General features: G+C 37.5%; 20 protein-coding genes. 7 read left to right on the plus strand and 13 right to left on the minus strand.

The genetic code is table 11. The annotated features are described in order from the left end of the window. Nucleotides 1-91: 91 nt before the first annotated feature. Together J2S77_RS01365 and wrbA are read right to left on the minus strand one after the other, a co-directional pair. On the minus strand, nucleotides 92-763 hold the full coding sequence (locus tag J2S77_RS01365; protein ID WP_306973946.1) for a GOLPH3/VPS74 family protein: 672 nt from the start codon (nucleotides 761-763) through the stop codon (nucleotides 92-94). 234 nt (nucleotides 764-997) lie between these two features. Next, nucleotides 998-1,603 (minus strand): NAD(P)H:quinone oxidoreductase, encoded by a 606-nt coding sequence (gene wrbA / locus J2S77_RS01370; protein WP_306973948.1) that lies wholly within the window; start codon nucleotides 1,601-1,603, stop codon nucleotides 998-1,000. 258 nt (nucleotides 1,604-1,861) lie between these two features. Here wrbA and J2S77_RS01375 point away from each other — a divergent pair, with 258 nt between their 5' ends. Further along, nucleotides 1,862-2,047: a small, acid-soluble spore protein, H family gene (locus tag J2S77_RS01375; protein ID WP_306973950.1), complete on the plus strand. Its 186-nt coding sequence runs from the start codon at nucleotides 1,862-1,864 to the stop codon at nucleotides 2,045-2,047. Between the two features lie 136 nt (nucleotides 2,048-2,183). Continuing rightward, nucleotides 2,184-2,714 carry a class I SAM-dependent methyltransferase gene (locus J2S77_RS01380; RefSeq protein ID WP_306973952.1) on the plus strand — a complete coding sequence of 177 codons (531 nt, stop codon included), beginning with the start codon at nucleotides 2,184-2,186 and terminating at the stop codon, nucleotides 2,712-2,714. Nucleotides 2,715-2,760: 46 nt separating this feature from the next. Here the strand turns inward: J2S77_RS01380 and J2S77_RS01385 are convergent, their stop codons facing one another. Next, nucleotides 2,761-4,083 carry a DUF2254 domain-containing protein gene (locus tag J2S77_RS01385; protein WP_306973954.1) on the minus strand — a complete coding sequence of 441 codons (1,323 nt, stop codon included), beginning with the start codon at nucleotides 4,081-4,083 and terminating at the stop codon, nucleotides 2,761-2,763. A 102-nt stretch (nucleotides 4,084-4,185) separates the two neighbouring features. Then, nucleotides 4,186-4,977 carry a CPBP family intramembrane glutamic endopeptidase gene (locus J2S77_RS01390; RefSeq protein WP_306973956.1) on the minus strand — a complete coding sequence of 264 codons (792 nt, stop codon included), beginning with the start codon at nucleotides 4,975-4,977 and terminating at the stop codon, nucleotides 4,186-4,188. A 235-nt stretch (nucleotides 4,978-5,212) separates the two neighbouring features. Here J2S77_RS01390 and J2S77_RS01395 point away from each other — a divergent pair, with 235 nt between their 5' ends. Continuing rightward, nucleotides 5,213-5,644 carry a GNAT family N-acetyltransferase gene (locus tag J2S77_RS01395; RefSeq protein WP_306973958.1) on the plus strand — a complete coding sequence of 144 codons (432 nt, stop codon included), beginning with the start codon at nucleotides 5,213-5,215 and terminating at the stop codon, nucleotides 5,642-5,644. A 245-nt stretch (nucleotides 5,645-5,889) separates the two neighbouring features. Here J2S77_RS01395 and J2S77_RS01400 read toward each other — a convergent pair whose 3' ends face one another. The 4 genes from J2S77_RS01400 to J2S77_RS01415 all read right to left on the minus strand — a co-directional run bounded on the left by J2S77_RS01400 (nucleotide 5,890) and on the right by J2S77_RS01415 (nucleotide 8,517). After that, a complete protein-coding gene (locus J2S77_RS01400) occupies nucleotides 5,890-6,126 on the minus strand; it encodes a helix-turn-helix domain-containing protein (RefSeq protein ID WP_306973960.1) in 237 nt (78 codons plus the stop codon). Between the two features lie 10 nt (nucleotides 6,127-6,136). Continuing rightward, nucleotides 6,137-6,613 (minus strand): DUF2975 domain-containing protein, encoded by a 477-nt coding sequence (locus tag J2S77_RS01405; RefSeq protein ID WP_306973961.1) that lies wholly within the window; start codon nucleotides 6,611-6,613, stop codon nucleotides 6,137-6,139. 210 nt (nucleotides 6,614-6,823) lie between these two features. Further along, nucleotides 6,824-7,693 (minus strand): DMT family transporter, encoded by an 870-nt coding sequence (locus J2S77_RS01410; RefSeq protein ID WP_306973963.1) that lies wholly within the window; start codon nucleotides 7,691-7,693, stop codon nucleotides 6,824-6,826. A gap of 152 nt (nucleotides 7,694-7,845) precedes the next feature. Further along, nucleotides 7,846-8,517 carry a phosphatase PAP2 family protein gene (locus J2S77_RS01415; protein ID WP_306973965.1) on the minus strand — a complete coding sequence of 224 codons (672 nt, stop codon included), beginning with the start codon at nucleotides 8,515-8,517 and terminating at the stop codon, nucleotides 7,846-7,848. A 254-nt stretch (nucleotides 8,518-8,771) separates the two neighbouring features. Between J2S77_RS01415 and J2S77_RS01420 the strand changes: the two genes are divergently transcribed. Beyond that, the gene (locus J2S77_RS01420) at nucleotides 8,772-9,311 is read left to right on the plus strand and encodes a hypothetical protein (protein WP_306973967.1); all 540 of its coding nucleotides are present in this window, start codon (nucleotides 8,772-8,774) and stop codon (nucleotides 9,309-9,311) included. Nucleotides 9,312-9,423: 112 nt separating this feature from the next. Here the strand turns inward: J2S77_RS01420 and J2S77_RS01425 are convergent, their stop codons facing one another. The 5 genes from J2S77_RS01425 to J2S77_RS01445 form a co-directional block, all read right to left on the minus strand. Next, a complete protein-coding gene (locus J2S77_RS01425) occupies nucleotides 9,424-10,320 on the minus strand; it encodes a permease (RefSeq protein ID WP_306973968.1) in 897 nt (298 codons plus the stop codon). Nucleotides 10,321-10,389: 69 nt separating this feature from the next. Beyond that, nucleotides 10,390-10,755, minus strand: a complete 366-nt coding sequence (locus J2S77_RS01430; protein WP_306973969.1) for an ArsR/SmtB family transcription factor — start codon at nucleotides 10,753-10,755, stop codon at nucleotides 10,390-10,392. 252 nt (nucleotides 10,756-11,007) lie between these two features. Then, nucleotides 11,008-11,601, minus strand: coding sequence for a histidine phosphatase family protein (locus J2S77_RS01435; protein ID WP_306973971.1), 594 nt, complete (start codon nucleotides 11,599-11,601; stop codon nucleotides 11,008-11,010). Between the two features lie 208 nt (nucleotides 11,602-11,809). Beyond that, entirely contained in the window at nucleotides 11,810-12,625 is an 816-nt protein-coding gene (locus J2S77_RS01440) for a 3D domain-containing protein (protein ID WP_306973973.1), read from the minus strand. Nucleotides 12,626-12,895: 270 nt separating this feature from the next. Continuing rightward, a complete protein-coding gene (locus J2S77_RS01445) occupies nucleotides 12,896-13,987 on the minus strand; it encodes an NAD(P)-dependent alcohol dehydrogenase (protein ID WP_306973975.1) in 1,092 nt (363 codons plus the stop codon). Nucleotides 13,988-14,266: 279 nt separating this feature from the next. Here J2S77_RS01445 and J2S77_RS01450 point away from each other — a divergent pair, with 279 nt between their 5' ends. From J2S77_RS01450 to J2S77_RS01460, 3 genes are all read left to right on the plus strand, one after another. Continuing rightward, nucleotides 14,267-14,419, plus strand: coding sequence for a small acid-soluble spore protein P (locus J2S77_RS01450; protein ID WP_306973977.1), 153 nt, complete (start codon nucleotides 14,267-14,269; stop codon nucleotides 14,417-14,419). A 363-nt stretch (nucleotides 14,420-14,782) separates the two neighbouring features. After that, nucleotides 14,783-15,394 (plus strand): DUF421 domain-containing protein, encoded by a 612-nt coding sequence (locus J2S77_RS01455; protein WP_306973978.1) that lies wholly within the window; start codon nucleotides 14,783-14,785, stop codon nucleotides 15,392-15,394. 235 nt (nucleotides 15,395-15,629) lie between these two features. Continuing rightward, complete coding sequence (locus J2S77_RS01460) at nucleotides 15,630-16,106, plus strand: hypothetical protein (protein WP_306973980.1); 477 nt, start codon at nucleotides 15,630-15,632, stop codon at nucleotides 16,104-16,106. Nucleotides 16,107-16,265: the final 159 nt, after the last annotated feature.

A 16,265-nucleotide genomic window follows, 5' to 3' on the forward strand; every position in this document is an offset into this window, starting at 1 on the left:
TTGTTCACTCTTTTTAGTTATTAATTTGCTTACTGTTCAGAGATTGTTTAACTTTTCTATAATCATTTCCCTCAACTGCTTCTTAGTACAATTATGAAGAGGAACTCGACGCAACAGCCGCACCTGCTACAGCAGCCATCACGGCCGTTTCTACAGCTTGCACCGCTTCAGAAACCGAACGTGCGAGTACGTCGCTTTCCATGACTGCTTTCAAGCGTTTTTTCGCTTCTTTCTGTTTATCTGAGTTAAACAAGAATTTTCGTAACTCACAAACAGAAATGAGTCCTAGCAAAGAGACAATACGAGAATCTTCTAATTGCTCAAGATTATCTGTGAACGTCGCTTCTCTTACTTCACTCATTAACTCGTCTAATACCACCGATTGTTCTACTGGATAACGTCTTATTGGAAAAATCCCTAAAAACTGTTGTGTCTCATCGCGAACGACACCCTCTTCAGCTAAACGCTCATAAACTTGCAGCTGCAGCCGCTTACGTCCTAGCTTCTGCACCCAATATTTAGCTTTACGAGGTTTCTTGGATCGATTGATTTCGATTAAAGTATCATCCAGATAGGAAATACCTGTTGGCTCTGAATCAACAACACGCAATTGCTTTTTGCTGATATCTAGCTTCTCACGGAAAGCCAACTCCATTAAAGTAGCTCCCGCCAATCCATAAGCCATCCGATTTGCTACCGACATAGGAATCGTCCCTTTTTCACGCCTGGTTCCTAATAACAACAACCGTTCTGGTAATAGCATGGTAAGCCCCCTGACTATTTTAGTTAACTTATTTTAACATGGATTAAAGATTAATACTCAAAAATACATGACCAACTCGAATATTTATTTTACATCCTATTAAATAAGTAACTAACTTTATTCATCGAACTTGAAACGGTTATTATGCCCTACCTTCAAAATAAGGAACCTACATCTCACCAAAAGAAAAAGGCCTAACTAAGATAGTTAGACCTTACACTCCGTGCTAAAGATTTAAATGTTCTTCACACCTTCAGCAACAGACACAGTACGTTTTGCTTGGTGTTTAACAGCCTCTTCAGCATCTTCTGTCATATTGCCATCTTGATCGACTGTTACCGTTGTGCCGTATGGGTTACCGCCAGCAGCAAAGATGGAACCGTCTGAATAACCTGGTGCTGCAATAATCGCGCCCCAGTGCATCATAGATGTATAAAGTGATAAAATCGTTGCTTCTTGACCACCGTGAGGGTTTTGAGCTGAGCTCATGCCACTAACCACTTTATTAACCGTTTTACCAGTTGCCCAAAGTGCACCTTGCATATCTAAGAATTGTTTCATTTGGGAAGGTAAGTTACCAAAGCGAGTTGGGGTACTGAAGATCAACGCATCTGCCCATTCGATATCATCTGATGTCGCGACGGGTACGTCAGATGTTGCTTCAACAGTTGCTTTCCATGCTTCATTTTCTTCGATTGCTGATTGAGGTGCTAGTTCCTCAACTTTAAGTACTTTTACTTCAGCGCCTTGTGCTTCAGCGCCTTCTTTTGCCCATTTAGCTAGTTGGTAGTTTGTACCACTCATACTATAAAAAATAATGGCTAATTTTACGTTTGACATTTGATCATTCTCCTTTGTTTCTTGTTCTTCTTTAGTCTTTCCAAATAACTTACTGAATAACCCCAAAACTCTTACCCTTCCTAGTTTATGAATTTACGAAACGGTGTGATGTTTTTCACACAACTACTACCTTAATACAACATTATCTTTAATTCAAGATATTTGCTTTGGCAAAATAAATCTTTTTAATATTGAATGTTTGAACACAGTCTATTTCGGTAATGGTTGAATAAGGACTCAATTAAGGAGGGTTAACTTATGAACTTAATGCAAGCAAAAGACATTAAAGATGATCCGAATATGCGAGATGTCGTTTACAACGGCAAATACATTTACATCAAAGAAGTTAACGACGATACTCAAAAAGCAACCATTTTTTACGTGAACGAAGATGAACCGAAAGAATTTGAAGTTGACTTAACGGAATTAACTGAAGAAGATTAAAAAACACGAACCTCTTCAAGCAAGAGGTTCGTGTTTTTTGTCGAAAAATTTCCCGGGAAATATCAATTTAAAAATAAGGTTGCCCAGCTTTTAAGTAAAGCAACCTTTAGATTTTCGCACCAGAGCATTGACAACCTTGGATGACTTAACGGCAAGGGCACAGCGTCAAGATTTAGACAATCGAGTCACTGCTATTAATATGTCCATGTTCGAAATGGACTTCCAACCGGAGTCATTCGATCTTATTTGGGCTGAGGGCTCAATTTATATTGCAGGATTTCAAGCAGGGTTGGAACAATGGAAGTCTCTATTAAAACCAGGTGGCTATTTGGTCTGCAGTGAGGTGTCATGGTTGCATCACAACCCACCACCTGAAATCAGAGCATTTTGGAAAGAAGTTTACCCTGACATTGATACGATTCCCAACAAAATTAATCAGATCATCGAACATCATTATGATTATCAATTTTCATTTGTTTTACCTAAAGAAGATTGGACCGAGGGTTATTACAACCCTCTTGAAGCAAACCTGAAAACATTGGAACAACAATACTCAAATGTCTCAGACGCTTTAGAAGTAGTAACTATTTTCCGCCAAGAAATCAAACTTTATCACGAGTACTCGAATGATTATAGTTATGTATTTTATGGCATGATAAAACGTTAAATAAGCAAAAAAAGAGAGGTGGCGCATGCCATCTCTCTCCTTTTTCCTAGTTCATATTAGCAGGAAGCTCTTCATCACATACTTCTGCTATTTTACAGCATGTTTCATAAAATCGTTCATAGTCAAGTTCATGCATTTCATCAATATCAGCCGATTCCATAACGTATTTCGCAAACGTCCATGTGTCTCGCTTGATATGATCTTCGTTTGTGATTGCAATTCGATAAAGTGCTTGAAGCAACTCATCCATAACCGTTAAGTCTTTCTTGCCATACAAACGAATTTGATAGAAACTCTTATATAAATAATCCTCGAATTTCTTCGGTTCCATCATGAAACGCAAATGTCCATTTTGATCTCCATAATAACGGATTGGCTGATGAACAGAGGCCAACTCTGATAAAAATGATCCTATCCGATTGATACAATTAACGGCTGTGTGCGGGTCATTAATACTTGGCGAAATCGACTTCACTGCTATTTCAACGAGTTTTTGTACGGAAAATTCAATGTCTTGCACGTCTGTTCGTTCATTACCAATTAGAGTGTAGCGATTGCAATCTTTTACAGATTCGTCCGTTTCTTCCCCATTCTTCTTCCAATAATAGAAGGCTGGTGCCCCTTTTTGAACATAATCACCTACTTGATAAACTGAAGCGAGCAATAATTCATGTTGCTTAGCAAATTGTAGCAACCCTTCAATTTCAATACCTTGCAGATAACCAGATTTATTCGCTTTCACAACATGACGAGTATACTGTTTCCATTCATTCACTTCATCCTCGTCCCACTCTGTTGCTTCGGTATAATTTTTCTCACGAAATGTATTGTGAATAAGTGTAGATGCATCCGTACGAATTTGACCGATCAGATTATTCACCTGTAAATAACGCGATGAATGATGAATAAATAATAGGAAGAATCCAAGTGAAATAATGGCAATTAATACTGTTGAAAATGGTCCTACAAGTCCTTTAGGTCCTTCAGTTCCAAGCATTAACAAATTAATCAGTGTATAGATAAATCCAAATGAAAACACACCCAGTACGTGTTGAGTCACACGACTCTTCATAAAGTCCTGTAATGTTCGTGGTGAGAACTGAGTTGAGTATGTGGTTAAGACGACCATAATTGTTGAGAAACTAATCGTCGTCATCGTCAAAATCGCAGTAATGAGTGAGCTATACAAACTCGAAGCCGTACTACTGCTTACAAATAAACCAGATGGAATTTGATCTTTAATGGTTGGAATAAACAACGTGTCAATTAAGTTAGTAAAGGTCACGACGATCAGCGCTAATAGACTATATATGGCAGGTAAAAACCAAAAACTATCGCGTATGTTGACCCAGATTCGCATTGTGTTCATGTCTAATATCTCCTTTTGATTGGCGGACCTCTATTATATTGATCTGCGACATTTCAAGCTATGATGAAAGAATGAAATATATTTAAAAAAGATCGCCACTTTTTAAGTAAATGTGCGTGGGCGAAATCGATTTTGTATAACAAGCAAGATCAATCCAACTACCACAAAGGAGGTTGGATGTAAGATGCTTGCTATTGATGTTACCGCTTCTGACACATTTCCTGAGGTCGTTGTAAACGATGGAAGGTTCGCGGTTGCATGAGCCAGCATCGGCAACAAGACAACACCACCACTCCCATTATATACCCAAGTAAAGATTAAAGATAAACCAACAACTGTCACAAGATACGGAATAAACTGATTCGCTGTATATGAAGGCAGATCATATAGATAAAATAACGGAGCATGCCAGAGAGTCCACACGACACCAACACCAATAGCCACTAAGATCACTGAATATGTATTCTGAACATACCTTTGCACATAGTCCCGCCAACCTAATTCCTCTAAAGCACCACCTAAAAACAACACAACAACAAAATTTAACACAACTAACAATGGCGAATAACCTTGAAACTGCAATTCAGCTCCAGCACTCCAATGAATAAGTGATCGTGTTTCCCCTAGAACAAACGGCAAAGCCAAAGCAGCCACATACCACTTCATCGCTACTCGGTAATAGGTAACTCGCTTCCACCATGATTGAATTGATTGACCTTGTGCATTAATCACGATCAATACTGCAATTAGCGGCCCCCATGTTCTAGTTAATGTTAAGGAAAACAAGCCTGGTTTTTGATCAACGAGATAGTAACCAACATAATCATTCAACCAGCTCCAACCAAAGGCAATTAGAAAAAATGACATAAATGGATAACGACGAATAAACGACATAGTTTAACCCTTCCCCTTATTCAAACTAATATGTTTCATTTTTATAAGACTCATGGAGTTAGGTCATGGTTTCATCCTTATCATCTAAGAATTATAGCAAGAAGTCAAAGTGCCTCCTAGAAGAGCCATTTTAGTGCCATAACTAATTCTTATTTAAATTTGGTGTGCTTTTCAGTATGATAGTATCAACAGTTTATATAAAATTTTATTTAAACACTGAATAGGGGGCGCAAAAATGATTAGACCTGCTCAAGAGTCAGATTTATTAGCAATAACTAAGCTAATGGGTGAATTAGGTTATCCTACGAACGAGGAAGACATGGAACGTCGATTGAATAAAATCAATTCAAATCCAATGTATAATACTCAAGTAGCTGAACGTGATGGAATGGTTGTGGGGTTGATTGGTATGCTCTTAGGTTATCATTACGAAAAAAATGATGACTATGTACGCATTGTCGCGTTAGTTGTGGATTCCCACTACCGAAAACAAGGCATTGGCCAAGAGCTCATCCACCAAGCTGAAGAGTGGGCGAAACAACAAGGTGCAGGTAGACTCGTATTGAATAGTGGTAATCGCGGGGAACGAGCTGATGCCCATCAATTTTATACCAATCTAGGTTTTGAAGGGAAAGCGACTGGCTTCTATAAACCATTATCGTTATAGGACTATTAAAAGCCCTGAAGAATTCCCGCAGACTATAATCCGCTGGCAAAAATCAAAAACTATCATGCATGCTTACCTAGATTCGCATGGTATTCATGTTTAAAATCTCCTTTTACAATAACTTAAACAATCAACTGTTGCCGGTAAAGGTAATAATCATGATAGACTCCTTGATACTTATTATACCTGTTTAGATAAAAGAATAACGTTTACCATCACGTTACATCTATTGATCTATAACCCAATTAATTAATTTGAGTGCTGTCATCTGAATCATCATCAGGTAGATATTCGATAATATCTCCTGGCTGACAGTTTAAAGCTTTACATATATTTTCTAATGTGGAAAACCTAATCGCCTTGGCTTTTCCATTTTTTAAGATAGACAAGTTTGCCATGGTAATCCCGACCTGTTCAGACAACTCTGTCACGCTCATTTTCCTCTTAGCCAGCATCACATCAATATTTATTCTGATTGCCATATCACTCACCTCAGACTGTTAAATCATTTTCAGTTTTAATCATAATGGCTTGCGTTAGTAACCGTTGAAGTAATGCAGCAAATACTGCAAAAACAAATGCTGCAAAGGCAAAAGCCATTCCAATTAAAATCAATCCTGGAGCATCATCTATTTCCGCTATCCAATAAACAAAAGGTAATATTAATACATAAATTCCGCTAATTACAATGGCGCATAATTTTATTTTATTAAGAGCTGAAACCGTCTTATTAGAAAATGCTTGATGATGGTCAATATAATTTAATAATTTTATGGCCTGAATCAAGGCGAAAATAAATGGTATGACCGAGACATAAACCCCAATCAAAATGGGATAAAGGATATGTGCGAAATCTGGATTGACTGGATTTTGGACTAACCAGTAACTCCCTAATATTGACACGATCAATACTGGCAAACTGATTAGAGCAACAGTCAGTTTTAAAAATAATGTGGAATGCTTTTTCATACTAAACACCTCATTTAATAAATACTACATAAAAGATTACCACGTTATTTATCGATTATCAATAAATATTATTCGAATTGTGATAAGTGGTGAGGCCTTCAGTGTCGAAAAGCTTAACTTTTTCTCTCTAACCATAGGTATAAGATCTTATGGATGGATCAAAAAGAGCTATTGATCCATTATTATTTAAAAAGACACTTAACCTAACTGTTAATCAGATTGTTTCAGACTAAGTAATGAAACCGTAGCTAAGATCAGCACCATACCAAGAAATTGAACAAGGCCTAAATGATCGCCCAGAAGTAGCACGCCAAACAAAGAAGCCGTCACAGGCTCTAGCATCGCGACCATGGAAGCTGTGGTAGGAGCTGTCATACGAAGTCCGACTAAATAGATGATAAATGACACGCCAGCGCCAAGAATGCCTAATAATAGAAACCAGCCAATATCACTTGATGTGACGACATTAGCTGCTTCATTATGATCGATAAAAAAGAATAAAACGAAACAAAATGAGAGGAAAGCGAATGTTAGAGTCATCGGTGATTTCCCAAACGAGGCAGCATTTTTGAACCCAAATATAAACACAGCATAGGAAATACCTGAGGCAAGCCCTGCTAGCACACCGATAAGACTCACGGAAATAGCACCAGGATTGTAGGCACCAGTAAGGAGGGCGATTCCGATCAGGACCGAAGCAATGCAGCCCCACTTAAACCAAGTCGAGCGTTCTATTTTTAAGACAAAGGAAATTAACAAAACGAAAATAGGGGCAGTATACATTAGCGTTGCACCAACTGCGATACTTGAGGATTGAATACTGAGGAAATAAAACGTGAAGTTACCTGCAACACCTATACCTGCTAGAAAGGACCAGATAAAAAATCGACGCGAGATCATCCAATTTCGCTTGATATAAAGCAGTAACCACGTGAGGAAAAAGGTAAGCCCAATCGCTCCTCGATAAAAGGAAATGACCAGTGGACTCCACCCTTTAGACATTAATATTTCAGCAATTCCGCCGGTTATACCCCAACATATAGCAGCTAACATCACTAACCCGACACCCGCAAATCGCATCGCTACCCTCCTAATCGTCAGTCTTGCTGTTCCATCTCCAACAACCTATTCACCACTCTACATGGATATGAACTCAACAACCAGATGACTAACCTATACCCACGATTAAAAAGGTGTTAAACGAGAAAATGATGCTTTGCTGAAATTTTTATTTAGCGACGGCGTAACAATGCCAAACCTACTATACAAATGAGTAACCATGCCAATCCAATGGCTAAACCAGCGATAATATCCGTGATATAATGTACGCCAACAAACACACGACTAAGGGCGACTAATAGAATCCATACCGTTAGAAATCCATTAATCAACCACTTCGACCCTTTGCTTAACTGACTGATCACAATTAAATAGATCATGAATCCATAAAATGTAATGGCTCCAGTCGAATGGCCACTAGGGAAGCTAAAACCTGTCCCATCAAACTGCTCAAGCGTTTCCGGACGCTGCCGTTCAAATAATAATTTAAGTCCTTTCGTCAAACCACTGATCCCAAGCATATTAATCACTAAAAACGTCGCCACCCAGTAACTCTTGTCCGATAACAACACTAAATACGCGACAACCAAAATCGTCGCAACTGTAAGCCAAGGAACGGACCCCGTTTCCGTAATATATCCCATCACACCTGTTAACCACGGGGTATTAAACGACGCAATAAACTGATTGACCATCACATCGAGCTTAAACGACTCATCCTCCCACACGTCATCTGCCAGCGAAAGGAAAATATAAAACGAGACGAACAGCGTGACAAAACCTGTTAACATCAAGGCTAATGACTTTCTCGATAAGGCTTGAAAATCAATTGAAGTGAAGCGCATTTAAGAGCCTCCTTAGGAACTGTTGTGCTTACCGAACTTTATCCCTGCGAATAGTGTAGTAAAACACATAACCGTTTTTTATAGTTCGATAAAATAATTAAACAAGTTACTTCTTCAATTGTTGATTCGCAATCTTTATTTCTTATCACTTTTGATACGGTTCTCCACGGCAACTTACTCCCCCCTGTATAGTTAAATGAATTAAGGCCTAATATTATCAATTAGCAGTGAATAAAATAAAAAGTGGACAAATTATGATTGGGGTTGAAGTCATGTCGCTTACACTGTTATTTATAATTGTATTGTGTATTACGCAAATTGTGGCAACCATTTCTTTGGTAACATACTATCGAAAATGGATAACAAAAATGAATGGAATGCTGATTTCTATGTCATTAGGTATGTCAGCAGGAATTTTAATGGGAACAATCCTTGGGGTTATCCACCATGGAAATTTATTTGAGTCCACCATATATTCGATCATGATTGGATTAACTGTTGGGTTTATAGCTGGAATTCCAATTGGTTTGCCTGCCGTCATTGAAGGTGCGCTTTCTGGTTTAATGGGAGGAATGATGGGAGCAATGCTTGGGGATATGGTAGCTATGACTAGCCCCAATGCAATGATTAATATAATAGCATTTATTGTAACTATGATTCTAATTCTTGTTTTATATTCAACAGAGGATTCAATTCGTCAACAATCCAACCAAGTGATTTTTTCTTTTTTTAAGCATCCATTCTTATTAATTTTTATTATAGCATCTCTGTTTATCGGATTTAATTACATTTAGCCATTGGTATTGATTAATAACCCAAAACTTTCATAGGTCTTAACCCACCCTTATGTTGAAAACGATTAAGTATATTACTGACTTTTCTATATTGTCACCTACAAAAATGAATTCACAAAATAACAGATATATATCCCATACCAACTGAAATGACCAAAATTGTAGAAACATAAACAAGTAGTAATTTCATTTTAAATATGCTGGACAAAAATATCACCTCAGGTACACTTATTCCGGCAGCAGTAATAGTTAGAGCCATGACAGCCCCGATACCCATCCCCATATCTAATAAAATTTTGGTTATTGGGAACATCGTTTCAACTCCAACATATAAAGATGTTCCTGCTAAAGCAGCCACAGGTATAGCCCAAGGGTTTTCAGGACCAGCTATATTGACTATCCATCCTTCAGGCACTAACCCATAAATAATTGCTCCTAATCCTGCTCCTAAAATAAGAAAAGGCATAAGTGACTTAAATTGATTCCAAGAACTCTTAAATATACGTTGTAACCTTATATGAAATCTTTCTTCTGGCTTTTCTAAATCCTTAGAATTACAAGAAGAAAGATTACTTATTTTATGATGCTTTATCTTCTCAAACAATTTCAACCTTTCCCAAACAGCTCCCAGAATCACAGCTGCCATAAAACACAAAAGACCATACATTATTGTTATTTCCCAACCAAATAATATCCAGAAAAGGCTTATGATCACTGGATTTACAAGGGGAGATACTAAGAAAAAAGACATAGACGAACCAAATGATGCTCCAGCGTTCATAAAACTCACCAAAATAGGTATGGTTGTAATGCTACAAAAAGGTGTTAATGAACCTAACGTTGCACCGATGAAATTCCCTCTCAAACTTTCATTCGTTAACATACGACTGATAAAGTTTTTTGATATAAATTCATTAACTATTCCTAAAATTAAGCTGATTCCAGCAAATAAAAGAACTAGTTGGACCATCATAGTCATAAATACTTGCACAGTTGGCATTAACATCATTATTCAGCCCCCAATCAAAACATCGATATATCGAAATATATCGATGTTTTGATTAAAAATTTATTCTGTTTAATCCTGCGTTACTTCAAAGAAAGCCGTCATAAAGTCTAGCGTCTCCTGCTCCACCCAACATTCAACATTTTTACTTTTTCGTTCCATACGAATTAAACCTGATTGACGAAGTTCTTTAAGATGATGAGATACAGTGGATTGTGCTATTTCTAAGTCTTCCCCTAACTCTCCAACAGTGTAACGCATTTCATCATTAGTACTAAGTTCTCCAGGACGACAATGAGTAGCAAGATACAGAAAAATCTTTAAACGATATGGATTGGATAAAGCCTTAAACATTTCAGAATATTTTTCAGTTTGGTTATAATTAATATTATACATCGACATATTTCGAATTATATCAAGTGAATATATTCTAGTCAATTCATTCTAACAACATGCCATTTAAATTCTATAATGTTTGATGATTGAAGGGAGCTTATATTCTCACTTTACTACGAGGGACTATTCATTGACGATCCAGCAACTCATTCAGTTAAAGAGGATATACAATTTTTAATTAATTCCATTTTAGAACGTTTGCATATTATGTAGCACACTTATCTTAGCTAATCAAATTATTATTAATTTGTTTTGTTTTCAATTAGTATTCTACATCATTAAAAGTGATTATAATTAACGATTCAGGAAATTAACTATTACCCTGTCACTATGAACAGTAAGGTCTGAAACCCCCGCATCACTATTCATAAACCCATGTTTAAATACAGGAATCTGTAAAAGCAATTGGATCATGATCGAAATGGTTCCACCATGCCCAACTATACAAATTTGCTGCAGGTCTTCTCTGTCCGCTTCTGCTTTTATTTTTGAGAGTATGTTCTCTATACGATATTTAAAATCGATAAGGCTTTCTCCTTCTTCTACAGACTCATGTGCTCTCCTATCTATTGGTAATGGATACTTAATTTTCGCTTCTTCCTTAGTCATACCTGCTAGAACTCCATTACTCATTTCCATTAACTCTTCTAAGAAAACTATCTCACTATTCATATCTTGATTAATGATTTCTGCTGATTCTTTCGCACGTTTTAATGTACTAGAATACATTCGATCAAAAAAATAATTGCCTGTAGTGAATTCACTAAGCTTTTTGATCTGTTCACGTCCTTTGTTCGTTAAAGGGTAATCTGCTTGTCCTTCATGTCTAACTGGTGGTATGTCTGCTTCTGATTCCCCATGTCTTATTAAAACTAAATTAAATGACATATTTTAACCTCCTCTAATTCATCAACATAATAACAATTATACGATAAGAAATTTAAAATTTCAGACAAATAATGCTTGAATCTATTAATCCTATTCTCTGAATTTCTCAGCGTCCATTAAAAAAGCGCAGTACTTACTATCCTATCTGGCAAGTACTGCGCTTCTTATAATCTCTTAGCTATTCTTTTTAATTGTTATCGTTCGTGTTTTACTCAACGATCGTAACATCGACTGTGCGGGTGCCCCAGTCATATGCTTCATCTTTTGTTGGTACGTGAACATCAATCTTGTTGCCGTTAATAGCGCCACCAGTATCTGCAGCAATTGCAGTGCCATAACCTTCAACGTGAACTTTTGTACCCAATGGAATCACGTCTGGATCAACAGCGATGACTTTTTTGTTTGGATTAGCATTTAGGTCGACACCAGTTGCTGTCACACCTGAGCATCCTGCGCAATCAGCTGTATAAGCTGTGGCTGATACTGTTATCGTTCGTCCTTCTGGGTCGTTCTGTGAAGAAGGCTGCTCTTCAGAGGACGATTCATTATTGTTGCTTGATGTTTGTTGAACGTCATCTGATGTGTCTTGTTCAGCTGACTCCTCAGATTGACTAGATTCATTAGATGAACTGTCAGCTGATGCAGAAGTTGATTCATTTGTGCTTTGTTCTACATTAGCACCGTTTAAATCTAGTTCTTGTCCAACCATAATGAGATCTGAATTAAGCTCGTTCCATTGCTTAAGTTCACTGACTGATACATCATGTTCTTCACTAATGGCAAACAATGTATCGCCTTCTTCTACGGTATAGGCTTCATCTAGGGTTAGTGTTTGATTGGAGTAGATCGTCTTTGTATCTAAATCATTTATATCAACTAATTCTTCTACGGTTGTGTTGTTTTCTTCTGCGATGCCCCAAAGTGTATCGCCATCTTCAACTTCGTAATCTGCTGCAGATGCAGTGGTTGCTGTTGCGCCCGCGATGATAACACCTGTAGCAATTGAAGCTACTAGTTTTTTCATGGGTGTTTCCCTCCTTTAATATCTTACAAGCTACATCATAACACGTGGTGACAGGCTTTGTGGTTACAGGCGGGTTAAGTGTTTATGACGAGATTTTTCCAATGAGCCAATTCTATCTCAAATTATTAACAACATATTTCAACAAACTTTTTCATTGTAACACTTGATAATTTTCTGATTTCTATAACAATTTATTTCCACAATCAAATAAAAAAATACACCTTTCAAACAGCTACAAACTGCTTAAAAGGTGCATAGTATACCTTTATCTTATTGGTTAATTTTTAAAACAGGTTTAATTGTTTCGCCATTTTTAGAGTCTTCAAAGGCTTGGTTGATCTCTTCAAAGTCATAGAATTTAACCAATTTATCGAACGGGAACTGTCCTGCTTTGTAGTAATCAACTAGATCTGGAATGAAAACATTGGGTACTGAATCACCTTCAATGACACCGACCATTGTTTTCCCTTCAGCCATTAAATCATTATGCACGTCGATATCCATTTCTGGCGTCACACCCACAATCGCTGATATGCCTAGTGGACGTAATGCTTGTAAACTTTGGCGAACAACATCCGGAACACCTGTCGTTTCCACAGCATACGTACTACCACCGTTTGTGAGTTCTTTAATCTCTTCTAATACATCAACTTTTGAGCCATTTAAGGTATGAGTCGCACCAAGTTCTTTCGCTAACTCCAGTCGTGAATCGTGTACATCAACAGCAATAATCGTTTTACAACCCACTATTTTTGCAGCCATGATCGCACTTAAACCAACGGCTCCTGCTCCATAAATTGCAATAGTTGAACCGAATTCTGGCTTGATACGATTCAGAACAGTACCTGCTCCTGTCTGAATGCCACACCCTAAAGGACCTAATAACGCTATATCCACATCTTGATCGACTTTGACAACATTACGCTCGTGAGCAACGGCATATGAACCAAATGACGATTGGCCAAAGAAAGTTGAAAGTGGTTGACCATCTTTGGATAATCGATGCGTTGAATCATCGTTCATACCACCAAAATTTAATTCATTAAACGTTTCACAAACCGTTGGATGCCCCGTTAAACAATGATCACATTCTCCGCAATGCGCGAATGATATGACAACATGGTCCCCTTTCTCCAAACGAGTCACACCTTCCCCTACCTCTTCAACAATACCTGAACCTTCATGTCCAAGCACTGCAGGTAAAGGCGCAATTGCTTCATCACGTGCTACGGCATCCGTATGACAGACACCTGTCGCAACAATATCGACTAACACTTCATTCGCTTTAGGTGATGCCAATTCGACTTCTTCAAAATTAAAATCTTGCCCTTGTCCCTCTGTGACTGCTGCTTTAATCTTCATAATGAACCTCCTAGAGTTAAATGATTTATCTTAGTGTCAAGATAATTGGTTGATTTCATTTTAATACTATAGAAAATATTTATAAGAAATCTGCTTTAACTGATTCGTTTTAAATCATTACCATCTCTATTTAACCATTAAATGTGACTCGCTCTTTGTATTGACATCATATAACCTTTGCAGTATTGATAATTTTCATTCGCAAGTGATTCCGTTCTTTGTATAGATTCCTTTCCCTTGTCAAAAGCTATACACAAATCAACAAGGAGGAGATCGTCAATGAGCGGAAAACCTAAAGGGCCTAAACAACAGGAAAAACCAGATTTACCGAAGAGTCCGAAGCAACCATATGGTAAACCCATGCAAGGCTCACACAAAGTCAAACAACGCAATCATACACGACAAAAACAAAACACAGATCATGATATGTAGAATTTAAAGAAATAAGTCCGATTCACATAAACATGCTCATACCGCATGAAACAATCCCGTACGATGTTAATGGTTGTACGGGATTGTTTCTTTGGATTCGGATATGTCATGAAGACGTTCTGCCACTTGCTTTTGGCCAAGCTGAAACTTAACTTCGTTAAACCTGGACAGTAGATTTATTGAGACGGGTGCTAATAACCTTATATCAGCTTTCTTATTAATAATGGAGATGTTTGACGAATGGAGAATAAAGTAAAAAATATCATCCACAATAAATAATAGCTATTAAAGATTATGGATTTTATTTTAAACAGGAAGCATGAACTAAAATATATTTAGCAACTTTTGAAAAGAGGGGATCTTTTGGATTTCAATTTCATATGGAAAGCTATTCTTGTCGTCGTGGGTGGAATACTGATATTGCGATTGGCAGGAAGAAAATCGATCTCACAGCTGACCGTTGCACAGACTGTCATGATGATTGCTATTGGTTCCTTGATTATTCAACCTGTTGGCGACAGAAGTATTGGGATTACAATGGTGAGTACAATTCTAATGGTGGGTACACTTCTCTTAGTTGAGTATATTGTTTTGAAATCGGACGCTCTTGAGACGTTTGTTTATGGAAAATCACTTATAGTAGTCGAAAACGGCCAAGTTAATGAAAGCAATTTGAAAAAGCTGCGGCTAACGGTTGATATGCTTGAAATGCGAATGAGACAACAAAATATCCAACATATTAGTGATGTACAATGGGCTACAATAGAACCGAACGGGCAGTTAGGATATATGTTAAAGACTGATAACCAATATGCTACTAAACAGGATATTCAGATGCTCAAATCGCTGATTGAATCAAATCAACCGCAGCCTCAGAATGCAAACTCAGCAACTCAAACAAATACGCCAGATAACATATTTACTGAGGTCAAAGACAGGAAGCATAAACAACAGCCTAAAAAGAATCTGGATTAAGAGCCTTAATAAAGGGTTTCACCTAGGAATGATATTCACATTCTGAGTATGGAGTGATCTTCAAAAGAATTTTTGAGTTCAACTACGCCTATCCTATTGGAGCAGTGAACAGCAAAATTATTCTCGATTAGAATGATAATATATTTAAACTATTGGTCGTTCAGTTACTACTATCGAATAAATATTTGAACAGAGTGTCACACTACGCACAAAGCTATTACGAGGTGTTAACAACATGAATCAAATTATTCTCTGGTCACTCTTGATATTGCCTTATGCATCCTTGTTTTTATTAAATATGGATACTGTACGCAGGTACATGCCAGTCGCTCTATTTATGACCGCTATTCACACCTTGGCATATCAAGCGGCTTACCATTACGGATGGTGGAATGAAGCAGATTCGAGTCTGTTCGGGTGGGATAAAGTCGTCCCGGTGCCCTGGGTGTATGGAGCATATTTAGTTATAGTGATCTGGGTATTCCATTTTACTTTCCGAAAATTTTGGTTGTATTTGACTGTCAATATACTTTTGGGCGTGTTATTTATGTATATCGTCTACCCGATATGGCAGCGTATCGGAATTGTTTCAAGTGAATCAACTTTGCCCACCATAGCTATTGTTGCTATGATGGTCGGTTTTTCCTTAATCATTTATCTGTATCAATTGTGGCAGGGCGAAGTGTTTAAAAAGGCCAATACAAACTCATAAATGACCACAACTAACTTAACGTCCCTTCATCAGAAAGGAACACAAGGTAACGAGTGTCAACTTAATAATAAATGAAGTTGATAGCGCCCTATTTTTATAAAGTGTACATAATGTCCACTTATCCAGGACGTGTTCAACCATTTGTTTTACTTTCACTGG

This window comes from Alkalibacillus salilacus (assembly GCF_030812915.1).
Lineage (GTDB): Bacteria > Bacillota > Bacilli > Bacillales > Alkalibacillaceae > Alkalibacillus > Alkalibacillus salilacus.

Bases quoted from the DNA above. Each gene is read 5' to 3' on its own strand.
- J2S77_RS01445 (WP_306973975.1), bottom strand. From the start codon at position 13,987: ATGAAGATTAAAGCAGCAGTCACAGAGGGACAAGGGCAAGATTTTAAT.
- J2S77_RS01450 (WP_306973977.1), top strand. From the start codon at position 14,267: ATGAGCGGAAAACCTAAAGGGCCTAAACAACAGGAAAAACCAGATTTA.
- J2S77_RS01425 (WP_306973968.1), bottom strand. From the start codon at position 10,320: ATGATGTTAATGCCAACTGTGCAAGTATTTATGACTATGATGGTCCAA.
- J2S77_RS01460 (WP_306973980.1), top strand. From the start codon at position 15,630: ATGAATCAAATTATTCTCTGGTCACTCTTGATATTGCCTTATGCATCC.
- J2S77_RS01405 (WP_306973961.1), bottom strand. From the start codon at position 6,613: ATGAAAAAGCATTCCACATTATTTTTAAAACTGACTGTTGCTCTAATC.
- J2S77_RS01410 (WP_306973963.1), bottom strand. From the start codon at position 7,693: ATGCGATTTGCGGGTGTCGGGTTAGTGATGTTAGCTGCTATATGTTGG.
- J2S77_RS01390 (WP_306973956.1), bottom strand. From the start codon at position 4,977: ATGTCGTTTATTCGTCGTTATCCATTTATGTCATTTTTTCTAATTGCC.
- J2S77_RS01365 (WP_306973946.1), bottom strand. From the start codon at position 763: ATGCTATTACCAGAACGGTTGTTGTTATTAGGAACCAGGCGTGAAAAA.
- J2S77_RS01420 (WP_306973967.1), top strand. From the start codon at position 8,772: ATGATTGGGGTTGAAGTCATGTCGCTTACACTGTTATTTATAATTGTA.
- J2S77_RS01435 (WP_306973971.1), bottom strand. From the start codon at position 11,601: ATGTCATTTAATTTAGTTTTAATAAGACATGGGGAATCAGAAGCAGAC.
- J2S77_RS01385 (WP_306973954.1), bottom strand. From the start codon at position 4,083: ATGAACACAATGCGAATCTGGGTCAACATACGCGATAGTTTTTGGTTT.
- wrbA (WP_306973948.1), bottom strand. From the start codon at position 1,603: ATGTCAAACGTAAAATTAGCCATTATTTTTTATAGTATGAGTGGTACA.
- J2S77_RS01395 (WP_306973958.1), top strand. From the start codon at position 5,213: ATGATTAGACCTGCTCAAGAGTCAGATTTATTAGCAATAACTAAGCTA.
- J2S77_RS01440 (WP_306973973.1), bottom strand. From the start codon at position 12,625: ATGAAAAAACTAGTAGCTTCAATTGCTACAGGTGTTATCATCGCGGGC.
- J2S77_RS01375 (WP_306973950.1), top strand. From the start codon at position 1,862: ATGAACTTAATGCAAGCAAAAGACATTAAAGATGATCCGAATATGCGA.
- J2S77_RS01415 (WP_306973965.1), bottom strand. From the start codon at position 8,517: ATGCGCTTCACTTCAATTGATTTTCAAGCCTTATCGAGAAAGTCATTA.
- J2S77_RS01400 (WP_306973960.1), bottom strand. From the start codon at position 6,126: ATGGCAATCAGAATAAATATTGATGTGATGCTGGCTAAGAGGAAAATG.